The sequence below is a fragment of the uncultured Megasphaera sp. genome (assembly GCF_958350005.1).
Taxonomy (GTDB): Bacteria; Bacillota; Negativicutes; order Veillonellales; family Megasphaeraceae; genus Megasphaera.
In genome coordinates this window covers 1-11438 of sequence record NZ_CATWFF010000059.1, presented here as the reverse complement: position 1 = coordinate 11438, position 11438 = coordinate 1, and the positions used below count along the sequence as shown (strand labels likewise).

General features: G+C 49.0%; 12 protein-coding genes. 7 read left to right on the top strand and 5 right to left on the bottom strand.

All coding sequences use genetic code 11. The features are described 5' to 3' along the window. Window positions 1-679, top strand: a 679-nt coding sequence (locus Q3886_RS05000) for an HD domain-containing protein (RefSeq protein ID WP_301860069.1), incomplete at its 5' end; no start/stop codon positions are given. 68 nt (window positions 680-747) lie between these two features. On the opposite strand, the gene Q3886_RS04995 is transcribed toward Q3886_RS05000, so the two are convergent. Beyond that, window positions 748-1623 (bottom strand): DUF805 domain-containing protein, encoded by an 876-nt coding sequence (locus Q3886_RS04995; protein ID WP_301860068.1) that lies wholly within the window; start codon window positions 1621-1623, stop codon window positions 748-750. Window positions 1624-1862: 239 nt separating this feature from the next. Here Q3886_RS04995 and Q3886_RS04990 point away from each other — a divergent pair, with 239 nt between their 5' ends. The 6 genes from Q3886_RS04990 to Q3886_RS04965 all read left to right on the top strand — a co-directional run bounded on the left by Q3886_RS04990 (window position 1863) and on the right by Q3886_RS04965 (window position 7692). Then, the gene (locus Q3886_RS04990) at window positions 1863-2969 is read left to right on the top strand and encodes an NADH:flavin oxidoreductase (protein WP_301860067.1); all 1107 of its coding nucleotides are present in this window, start codon (window positions 1863-1865) and stop codon (window positions 2967-2969) included. Window positions 2970-2984: 15 nt separating this feature from the next. After that, window positions 2985-3689: a hypothetical protein gene (locus Q3886_RS04985; RefSeq protein ID WP_301860066.1), complete on the top strand. Its 705-nt coding sequence runs from the start codon at window positions 2985-2987 to the stop codon at window positions 3687-3689. Beyond that, entirely contained in the window at window positions 3682-4056 is a 375-nt protein-coding gene (locus tag Q3886_RS04980; RefSeq protein WP_301860065.1) for a GerW family sporulation protein, read from the top strand. Before Q3886_RS04985 ends, Q3886_RS04980 begins: the two co-directional genes overlap by 8 nt. A gap of 114 nt (window positions 4057-4170) precedes the next feature. Beyond that, window positions 4171-4605 (top strand): OmpH family outer membrane protein, encoded by a 435-nt coding sequence (locus tag Q3886_RS04975; protein ID WP_367881552.1) that lies wholly within the window; start codon window positions 4171-4173, stop codon window positions 4603-4605. 158 nt (window positions 4606-4763) lie between these two features. Continuing rightward, window positions 4764-5087: a metal-sensing transcriptional repressor gene (locus Q3886_RS04970; RefSeq protein ID WP_367881551.1), complete on the top strand. Its 324-nt coding sequence runs from the start codon at window positions 4764-4766 to the stop codon at window positions 5085-5087. Window positions 5088-5103: 16 nt separating this feature from the next. Further along, window positions 5104-7692, top strand: coding sequence for a heavy metal translocating P-type ATPase (locus tag Q3886_RS04965; RefSeq protein ID WP_301860064.1), 2589 nt, complete (start codon window positions 5104-5106; stop codon window positions 7690-7692). A gap of 72 nt (window positions 7693-7764) precedes the next feature. On the opposite strand, the gene Q3886_RS04960 is transcribed toward Q3886_RS04965, so the two are convergent. The 4 genes from Q3886_RS04960 to Q3886_RS04945 all read right to left on the bottom strand — a co-directional run. Beyond that, window positions 7765-8883, bottom strand: coding sequence for a cell wall metabolism sensor histidine kinase WalK (locus tag Q3886_RS04960; protein ID WP_301860063.1), 1119 nt, complete (start codon window positions 8881-8883; stop codon window positions 7765-7767). Beyond that, window positions 8870-9577: a response regulator transcription factor gene (locus Q3886_RS04955; protein ID WP_301860062.1), complete on the bottom strand. Its 708-nt coding sequence runs from the start codon at window positions 9575-9577 to the stop codon at window positions 8870-8872. Before Q3886_RS04955 ends, Q3886_RS04960 begins: the two co-directional genes overlap by 14 nt. A 66-nt stretch (window positions 9578-9643) precedes the next feature. Beyond that, window positions 9644-10210 (bottom strand): GNAT family N-acetyltransferase, encoded by a 567-nt coding sequence (locus tag Q3886_RS04950; protein ID WP_301860061.1) that lies wholly within the window; start codon window positions 10208-10210, stop codon window positions 9644-9646. A 276-nt stretch (window positions 10211-10486) separates the two neighbouring features. Further along, window positions 10487-11438, bottom strand: a 952-nt coding sequence (locus Q3886_RS04945) for a LysR family transcriptional regulator (protein ID WP_301860060.1), incomplete at its 5' end; no start/stop codon positions are given.

Sequence of the window (11438 nt, the reverse complement as noted above, 5' to 3'; positions counted from 1 at the left end):
GTATTATATTAGTATGAAAAAATTTACGTATGAAAACATTATGCATGCGAAGGAACTCAACATTTACCTGGAACAGGGAAATAACGTCCTGGGAGTACTGGGTTATACGGAACATGCACGCAAACATGCCGCCAAAGTAGCTGTGACGGCAGGAAAACTGTTAAAAAAATTAGGATACGATGATCACACAGTCGAACTAGCCCGCATTGCCGGCTACATGCACGACCTGGGAAACTGCATCAACCGCATCGATCACGCCCACACCGGGGCCCTTATGGCCTTTCAGTTTCTTCGCGACTGGGGCGCGCCGCCGGAAGATATTGCCACGATTATTACGGCCATTGGCCAGCACGATGAAAACAGCGGCATCGCTGTCGATCCGGTCTCTGCAGCCCTGATTCTGGCAGATAAAACCGACGTTCGCCGCAACCGCGTGCGCAATCAGATCCGCGAAACCTTTGACAAGCACGATCAGGTCAATTACGCCGCCTTGTCATCTAAACTGAAAATAGATATTTCCAAAAAGACCATTACCCTGGCTATTGAGCTGGATGAAAATATATGCTCCATTATGGACTATTTTGAAATCTTCATGCAGCGCATGCTCATGTGCAAAAGGGCCTCAGAGCTGCTGGGGCTGCGCTTTAAAATGGTAGCTAACGGCAACAAAGTCTGCTGACCCCTATTATATAAAAAATAATCCTGCCTCTGACACAGCTGATATACTGTGTCGGAGGCAGGATTGCTTTATTCCGGCCGAATTCCGTACTGATTATCTGGCGCCGAAGGCGCTGTGGTCCACCAGAGGAGAATGAACATGCCGACAACGGGAATAAGGCTCACTAAGAACCACCAGCCGCTGCGGCCTGTATCGTGAAGGCGGCGTACACTCATGGACAAAAGAACCATCATATTGGCAGCTACCAGTATAATGATGGCCCCTATCATCACAAAGGAGAAAATAACCGGCGGCCAGGCCAGCAGGGTATAGGCAGAGATAGCAACAAACAGCGTCATGACGCAGAAAAAACTGATTCCGGCGGCGATGATGCTGAGAAGAACAACCAGCTGCACAGCAACAAGTCCCAGCCAGAATACATCCCGCCCCATACGGCCGGAAAAGGAAAGAGGACTATGCCAAATGCATGCGCCGGCACGCTGCCAGGTCATATCTGACGGCGAAGCACAGGCGTCTTCCTCATGTGCTGTCTCCAGCAGCTGCAGCCTGGTTCCATAGGAGTTGTCACCGTCAGACGGCTGAATAAGCCAGAAAAAAAGCAGCAGCTGTCCTACAACGGGAATAAAACTCAGCAAATACCACCAGCCGCTGCGTCCTGTATCATGAAGGCGCCGCACAGTAACGGCCAGACTGATGAGAAACACAAGGAACGAGCCGCCCAGGGTCAGGCTGGTCATGATGCCGCCCAAAACGGCTTCAGCATACGTCGGCCCATACAGCCAGTACGTTCCGGCGTCAGCACCTGCCAGAATCAGCATGTAGAACACATTCAAAATACCGACGCTCAGCCAGTATTCACTGCGCCCGGCGCGGCGGGAAAACGAGAATTTACGCCGCCATAACAACGATGCCGCTGACGGCACCGTAAGATCTATATATTTCACAAGTATCCCTCCTTATACACAACGCAGCACATCTGCACTGCTGCATCTAACATCTGATTATCTAATCTATATTATAAAGGAAAGTGCCGGCCTATCCAACATTTCACAGCCGTACAGAGAAATGAAATCTCTCAAGCAGCCAGGATTTACAGGAGAAAGCATTAGATTTTTACCTTGTTTTAGGATATAATAAAAAATAAAACTTTACCCCATCTTGTATTACCAAGGAGAGATTTGCCATGTTATTTGATATCTGTCGTATCGGCGGCATTAATGCAGCCTGTCCCATTGTCCGTTCCGCCACCTTTGAAGGAATGGCTGACGAAGCGGGCTATCCGACAGAGCGGTTAGGACAGACCTATGAACGGCTTGCCGATGGCGGCGCAGGCGTCATCATTACGGGAATGATGGCCGTAAGTTCGCTGGAACCATGGCAGCGCCATCAAATTCGCATAGATGATGATACCTATATTCAGCCCTTGTCCCGCATCGTTCAGCGCGTCCACGATCATGGCGGCAAAATTGTCGCCCAAATCGTCGTCATGGGATCGGCCATTATGCTTCCCCAGGGAGACGGCCGAACCATTGTCAGTCCCAGCGGCGTTACCGAAAAAATCGGCCGTCTCGTCCAGGAATCCAGTGCCCTTACAGCAGACCAGATTGCCGGCCTTATAGAAGATGTGGGCCGTGCAGCCAGCCGGGCAAAGCAGGCTGGCTTCGACGGCGTGCAGTTCCATGGCGCCCACGGATACCTGGCCAGTAAATTCCTGTCGCCTTACTTCAATCACCGCGACGACGAATACGGCGGAACCCTGCGCAACAGAGCCCGCTTTCTGCTGGAATGCATCGCCGCCATTCGCCGGGAAACAGGCAACGCCTATCCGCTGTGGGTCAAACTGAACTGTGCCGACTTCATGAAAGAAGGAGGCATGACCTTTGACGAAAGCCGTCAGGTCATGGAATGGATTGCCGATGCTCAGGCCAGCGCCATCGAAGTCAGTGGCGGCAATATGTCCTCCCTGCCGCGGCAAGGTCCGCTGCGGGCCATTCGCCGAACCAAAGAACCCATGTACTTTGCCAAATATGCTGCCAAAGCAGCAGCACAGCTCAAAGGACGCATTGATGTCGGCGTCGTCGGCGGATTCCGGCAAATCGGCGAAATCGAACACTGTCTGAACACTACAGATATTGCCTTTGTCTCCATGAGCCGGCCTTTCCTCCGCCAGCCCAATTTACCGGCTCTCTGGAAAGGAGGCAGTACGGAACCGGCTACGTGCATTTCCTGCTCCCGCTGCTTTGGAGCCGATAATGTAGACTGTATTTTCCATAAGCGCGGAGAACAATAAGGGGGTGACCGCCTCATGGCCGCCGTCGCTTGCATAACCCTGCTGCTCCTTCTCATCCTTACGGCTGCCTCTGTTCCCCTGACCTACCAGGTACTGGTACACATAAAATCTCCTTTTTACATGGAAGGAACCCTGTGCTGGCTGGGGCATATGCTGCATTACACCTGGCAGTATACGTACGGGGAGAAACCAGTTACATCCTTTTCCATTGCCGGGAAAGAAAGACAGTCCGCTCCGGCAGAGGAAACCATTACAGAAGAACAGTGTGCCGCTGCAGCAGAAGAAGTAGAAAAAACTGCCCGTACCCTTACGTATGAAAAGCTGCGCAGCAGTGCCAAAACATCGCCGCCTTCCAAGTCCGGAAAATCGGTAACGCAGCTGCTCCTTCGCGAAGATATGCTGCTCGCCTGCTGGCGCTGGTTCGACTGCGCCCTTTTAAGTGCCCGTATACGCCAGTTTACGATACGCGGCAGTCTCGGCCTTGCTCAGCCCCATGAAACGGGCATGCTGGCAGGCTTCTTATACACCGTAATGCCGGACTCCATTGAGGATCTTCATTTCAATTTCACAGAGAAACAGTACGACTGTACAGCTCAGGGCCAGGGAAAACTCTATCCTTCCGTCTTTATTCTGGCAACCCTTTCATTCCTCGTATCATCGCCAGTGCGCCGCCTGCTCGGCCAGTATTACACGTCAAGAAGGGAAAAACATCATGGATAATACATATATCAAAAACAATTTACAGACGATTTTTGAAAATTTCAAGGAAATGATCAAAGTAGAAACCGTAGTCGGCGAAGCCGTCCATATCGGTGAAGCCATTATTGTCCCCTTTGTCGACGTAACCTTCGGGTTCGGCTCAGGCAGTGCCGGCGGCGGCGGCGGCGCAAAAATGGAACCGTCAGCTGTACTGGTCATCAAAGGGGACAGAGTCGAAATGTTTTCCATCAAAAAAGACGGCTACCAGGCTTCAGCCTTTGAAAAACTGATTGCCATGGCGCCGGAAATTATTGAAAAGATGAAGAAAGACAAATATATCTATATTAAAGATGAAGACGAAGCATCGAGCACAGACGAAAAAAAATAAATTGTTTCCGTCATTTGTCACAGTATTGTAAAATACATTGTGGTTTTTGGCCAAGTCTGCTATAATACAACAAAGTACTGAAGTTGAGTATATCTCATATTTTAGGAGGTTCATATGATGAATGTAAAAAAACAACTGGCTTCTCTGGCAGTGATTGGTATGATGAGCATGGCTGCTGCTGCCTCGGCATTTGCATCGGGCGTCGGCTACGTCAATTTTGATACGCTCATTTCTTCTCATAAAGATTATCCCAAAGTAAGCGCACAAATGCAGGCTGCTATCAAAAAAGCAGATGAAGAATTTTCCACTAAATCGGCTAACATGAAAACAGATCAGGAAAAACGGGATCTGGCAAGACAGCTCAACCAGCGGATTACAGATCTGGAAAACAAATTAGTCGTTCCCATGGAAAAAGACGTTGTTCAGTCTGTAGAAAAAGTCCGCAAAGAAAAGAACCTGGACTGCATTGTCGTACAGGGCTCCATTATTGCCGGCTTTGAAAATGCTACAGACCAGACCCAGGATGTCGTCGCTGTCCTGAAAAAATAATATAACTGCACTGCAAACGATGTTCCCCAAAGGGACATCGTTTTTTTATTCCCTGTTGGCTAAGTGACCACCATTGACATATACCCCATACGGGTATAATATATTTATATACCCATATGGGGTATATAAATATATGGATAATCCAGGAGGATACTGCAATGGATCTGAAGAAATCCGTTCCCTGTCACTGCGGCCTGGCCAAGATGAAGCATCGTGACAAAGAAGGAAAAGAATACCGAAGCCTCATTTCCCGCCTGAACCGGATAGAAGGGCAGATTCGCGGCATTCGCAACATGCTGGAAACAGACCGCTACTGTGTCGATATTTTAACACAGGTAACAGCCGTACAGTCAGCGCTCAATGCCTTTAATAAAGAATTACTGGCACAGCATATCAAAAGCTGTGTCGTCCATGACATTCGTGAAGGGAGAGATGAAGTAGTGGATGAATTAGTCTGTACATTACAAAAATTAATGAAGTAAAGGAAGGACTGATGACATGAAACACGAAAAATATCATATTACAGGCATGTCCTGCTCTGCCTGCTCTACACGGGTAGAAAAGGCCGTATCCAAGCTGCAGGGCATGCAGAAGGCCAGCGTCAATTTGCTGACCAACAGCATGCAGGTAAATTACGACGATTCTATCCTGTCCAGTCAGGATATTGTCAACGCCGTAGTAAACGCCGGGTACGGTGCCGCACTGGAAACCAAAGCCGGTGCTCCTGCCGCTGCGGCACCGGCAGAAACAGATGGAAATGCAGAACTGCGTGAAATGAAGCACCGCCTCATATGGTCGATTATCTTTCTCATTCCTACCATGTACATTGCCATGCATCACATGTTTCTGGAATGGTTCGGCCTGCCCGTGCCAGAGACCTTTAAAGCCCTGTTTCACGGCCCGGAAAACGCCATTACCTTTGCGTTCTCCCAATTTTTACTCATATTGCCGATTATGTATCTCAATCGCAAGTATTACATCAATGGCTTCCGCAATCTGTTTCAGGGCGCTCCCAATATGGACAGCCTCGTCGGCATGGGTTCCATGGCCTCAGCCATCTTTGGTGCCTTTGCCATCTTCCGCATTGGCTGGGGACTGGGCCACGGCGACTGGGCACTCGTATCGGCGTACAGTTCCAACCTGTATTTTGAATCAGCCGGTATGATCGTCACCTTGATTACAATTGGGAAATACCTGGAAACCAGAGCTAAGGGAAAGACCAGTGCGGCCATTGAAAAGCTCATCAACCTGGCGCCTAAACAGGCCACAGTCATTCGCAATGGTGCCGAAACGGTTATTCCCATTGAAAAGCTGGCTGTCGGCGATGAAATCGTCGTCCGCCCGGGAGAACGCATTCCTGCTGACGGCGTCATTTCACAGGGAACGACGAGCGTCGATGAATCGGCCATTACAGGCGAAAGTATTCCCGTGGAAAAACAGCCTGGCGACACGGTCACTTCCGCTACGATGAACAAGGCCGGCTCTATTCACTTCACGGCCAAACGCGTCGGCGATGACATGACGATTAATCAGATTATCCGCCTCGTCGATGAAGCCAGCTCCAGCAAGGCTCCTATTGCCAAAATGGCCGACACCATTGCCGGCATTTTCGTTCCTGCCGTCATTACCCTGGCAGTTCTCGTCACGGCTGTCTGGTATTTCCTCATGGGCGCCGATCTGGAATTTGCCTTCTCCATCGGCATTTCCATTCTCGTCATTTCCTGCCCCTGCGCCCTCGGCCTGGCTACGCCTGTAGCCATTATGGTAGGCACTGGCAAAGGTGCGGAAAACGGCATTCTCATCAAATCCGGTGAAGCTCTGGAAACAGCCCATGCCATCGATACGGTCGTCATGGACAAGACCGGAACCATTACGGAAGGAAAGCCGCAGGTCACGGATATCTATGCCGAAGGGGTCAGCCAGGATGAACTCCTCTCCCTAGCAGCCGGTATGGAACAGGGCAGCGAACATCCCCTGGCCGAAGCCATTACTGCTTATGGCAAAGAACATCAGGTTGCGCCGGCGGCAGTAACGAATTTTCTGGCCCTTTTTGGCCGCGGCATTCAGGCGGAAGTGGATGGAAAAACCTATTATGCCGGAAATGCAGCATTGATGAAGGAAAAACAGATTCCCCTGACGAACTATACAGACAGGCTGAATGCCCTGGCTGACGAAGGGAAAACGCCCCTCCTCTTTGCAGACAGCCAGCAGATCATCGGCATCATCGCCGTTGCTGACGTGGAAAAAGCAAGCAGTGCCGCTGCTATTGCCGATTTCGCCCGCATGGGAATTGACGTAGTCATGCTGACTGGCGATAATGCCCGCACGGCAGAAGCCATTCGCCGGCGCCTCCATATTCCCAAGGTCATTGCCGAAGTACTGCCGCAGGATAAGGAAAAACATATTGCCGCCCTCCAGGCCCAGGGCCACAAAGTTGCCATGATTGGCGACGGCATAAATGACGCGCCAGCATTGGCCAAAGCCGACCTGGGCATGGCCATTGGCGCAGGTACCGATGTGGCTATTGAAAGTGCTGATGCCGTCCTCATGCGCAACGACCTTCTCGACGCAGTCAGCGCCGTCCGCCTGAGCAAAGCAGTCATCAAAAATATAAAAGAAAATCTGTTCTGGGCATTCTTCTATAACGTCATTGCCATTCCTCTGGCTGCAGGCCTTCTCTATCCGGCCTATGGCCTGAAGCTCAGCCCCATGATCGGCGCCGCAGCTATGAGCATGAGCAGTGTCTGCGTCGTCCTCAATGCCCTTCGGCTTCGGTTCTTTGCGCCAAGTCACACAGAAAGTCAGTCTTCAGCTGGAACTGTTTCACGTGAAACATCACGGGAAACTCCTCATATATCTCCTACGAAAGGTGGAAACAAAACGATGAAAACTACATTGAAAATTGAAGGAATGATGTGTCAGCATTGCCAGAAGCACGTCCACGATGCCCTGGCCGGTATGGACGGCGTTACAGATGTCGTTGTAGACCTGGAAGGGAAAAAAGCCGATGTTACATCGACAAAACCGATCTCCGACGATGCCTTTGCCAAAGTCATTGCCAACGCCGGCTATGAACTGGTAAAATAACCGATTTTCCAAAAAACAAGGAGGCCCTGTGTTTCACGTGAAACACAGGGCCTCCTTGTTTTTCATATGCAGTTATACCGGCAAGGTAAAGGTAAACGTCGTCCCTTCTCCGACTGTACTGTCAGCATGAATGGTCCCGCCATGACACAATACGAATTGCTGCGCCAGAGCCAGACCGATGCCGCTGCCGCCGCTTTTACGGCTCCGCGACTTTTCTCCCCGATAAAAGTACTGGAAAATATGTTTCAAATCTTCTTCGGCAATCCCCCTGCCCGTATCGGCAATGGTGGTCTGTACAAAACGCCGTCCTTCCTGTTCCACACACTGTGTCGATACATGGATTGAACAGCCCCTGTCAATATAGCGAATGGCATTGTTCAGTATATTGTAAATAACCTGGTTAATCCGGTCGGTATCAATGGAAATATCAGGCAAATCGGGACAAAGGTCCAGAGAGACGACTAACTGTTTTTCTTCGCACAGCGGCTGCAGCATGCTGACTGCCCGTTCCAGCAGAAGATTCATATTGCTTTTCGTCTTGTGTAGAACCAGTTCATTAATTTCGGCCAGCGACAGATCCCGCAGATCCTGTACGAGCCGGCTCAGGCGCAGCACTTCATCTTCCATGGACAGCAGTATTTTCTTGTCTGTAGGAATGACGTCATCTACCATGCCTTCCAGATTTCCCTGCAAAATCGCCAGAGGCGTCCGCAGTTCATGGGCAATACTGGCAAAGAGATGGCGCCGCATCAAATCATTCTCGGCCAGATGGACGGACATATCATTAAAAGTCTGGGCCAGTATCCCTACTTCATCATGCCGTTCTACAGGAACAGTCTGTCCCAGTTTACCTTCCTGTATGGTGTGCACCGCATGAGTCAGTGCCAGCAGAGGCTGTGTAAGACGCCGCACGACGACGTAGCTGACGGCAACACTCAGAGACAGCATGAGCAGGCCTACCCATAGCAGCGATTCATGAATGGACGAAAGATAGTGCATTTCTGCGGCTCCATGCATCATGCCGTGGCGCATCATGCCGTGACTGGGCATGGCATTGTACATCTGCAGGTATTCTGAGAAGTTGCTGGACATCTGGTTATTGACCAGAAAGAGCAGCAGGGAAATCGTCAAAAACAGCAGGATAAACACCATCCCGGTCAGCCGAAATACCAGACTATCATACCGCTTCATGACTGCCTCCAGCAAACTTATACCCAATTCCATAGACCGTCAGAATATACATTGGCGCAGCCGGATCAGGCTCCAACTTTTTCCGCAGGTTCCGGACATGCGTATCAATGGTCCGTTCATAGCCTTCAAAACTATATCCGCCCTGAGCCTTCTCCATGAGCTGCATGCGGCTGAACACCCGGTCCGGAGACGACGCCAGGACTTCCAGAATCTTGAATTCTGTCGGCGTCAGTACAATCGGTTTCCCTCTGCGCAGTACTGTAAATTTTTCCTTATCAATGACTAAATCCCGTATTTCATATCGCGACGTATGCTGAATGACTTCTCCCCTGGCCCGGCGCAGCAGGCTGTGTGCACGGGCAATGAGTTCCTTCACGTTAAATGGCTTGGACACATAATCATCAGCGCCAATGTTGAGGCCTACGAGCCGATCCGTCTCATCGTCTTTGGCGCTCAGAAAGATAATGGGAATATCGCTGAATACGCGTATCCGCCGGCACACTTCAAACCCATCCATGGCAGGCATCATCAAATCCAGTATCATAATCTGCGGCTCATACTGCTTCAGCAGTGACAGGGCCTCTACCCCATTATGGGCAACATATACGACAAACTGCTCCCGCTCAAAATAGGACTTGAGCAGGTCACAAAGTTTTTCATCATCATCGACAAGTAATACGGAATAAGGAATCATATAAACCTCCTGTATATAATATATTCCATACCATCTTCTCCTGTGTTTCACGTGAAACACAGGAAGTTACACGTTCATCAGATCTGGATATGGCACTACCGGTATCTGTTCTTTCTCATGAATCCCAATGACTTTCTCCACCCAAATCATATGATACCATCGCTGAAATTTATAACCGCAGTTATAAAATGTTCCAACTCTTCTATACCCCAAATGCGCATGAAAATCAGCGCTGTTCGTCGTCAAATATTCGTCATCCTGTTCGGGATAGCCAATGCAGGCATAGAGATTCAGAATCCCCATGCGCTGCAGCGCCTGTTCCAGTGCTTCGTACAGCATACGGCCCAAGCCCTGTTTTCGTGCATTCCTGTCCATATATATGGTCATCTCACAGGACCAGTTATAGGCTTCTCTGGCGACAAAGGGGCCGGCATAGGCATATCCCTGAATCTGCCCATCCTCTATAATGACTAAATAGGGATATTTCTTCATCGTCTGTATCATGCGTTCTCTAAATTCTTCCAAAGATGGTAATGTATATTCAAAGGTAATGGCCGTATGTACGACGTAATACTCGTATATTTGTAAAATGGCTGCGGCATCTGTTATCGTCGCATTGCGAATAACACTCATCACATTTCTCCTCATATCTTATGATGCCGATATAGTATTATAGTATAGGTATTTTCCAAAAGCAGGATTGCTACATATATTCCTACCGGCAAAAAATTGTTCCGCCTTCTCCTGCCTGTATTATACCATGTCTCTCCCCTCATGTTTCACGTGAAACAAAAGATAGAAAAACTGCTGATGCTGACTTCATTTGCTGAGGCAAACACATGACAGAGATCCGTTTTATATAACACGCCTGCAATAGCCGTAGTTATACAGCAGAAAAAGAATTATCTGTCAGATTCCAGTTACATTCGTTTCTTTAGACAGATTTTCCTGCATTTGCTCCAGAAACAAGGCCGCCTGTCTGGTAAAGATCTGATCCTTTTTCCAAACGAAGTAAATACTGCTGGTCAGTTCAGGTACAAGGGGCCTAAAACAAAGGATGCTTTCACCACTGAGGTTCAGAATACGGTCAAAGCATATTGCATATCCCAGCCCTTCTTCAACGAGGATAGATGCATTATACAGCAGATTATATGTAGCCGTAATATGAAGATCACTAAAATCTTTTTGAATCCATTCCGCAAGGCGGTCATTTAAAAGTGCACTGCCAGGCAAGGTTTCTCCAGAACAGATCAGCGGAGCATCCCACAACATCGATGGTGTAACAGCATCATATTGAGCCAGTGGATCCCCTTTGCGCATCAGCACACCCCAACGTTCTTCTTCAGGCAGGCGCAGATACTTATATTTTCTGCTGTCTACAACATCACAAAATACGCCGAAGTCATAGACACCATTGTCAATTTTATCAGCAACATCAGCAATACTGCCGCTAATAAGCTGGAACTCTACCTGCGGATATTGTATTTGAATCTTTTTTATCATTTTAGCAATATAACGCATTGTCTCCGATTCAGCACAGCCAATCGAGACTTTTCCACAAATGATTTCATTCGGCTTTTTGAACTGATTGGTTGTTTTATCGACGAGTCCTACGATTTCCTCAGCACGCTTATATAAAAACAATCCTTCTGATGTAAGCGTAATAAAGCGGTTGCTCCGTTTAAATAATAGACAGCCCAGTTCTTCTTCCATCTCGCTGAGCTGACGTGACAGAGTAGGCTGAGTAATGTGCAGTACCCGGGAGGCACCGATGATGCTCTGCGCTTTTACAACAGCTAAAAAATAGCGTAATGTCCTGATTTCCACGATAGGTTCCTCCATATCTGATGCTATATATACT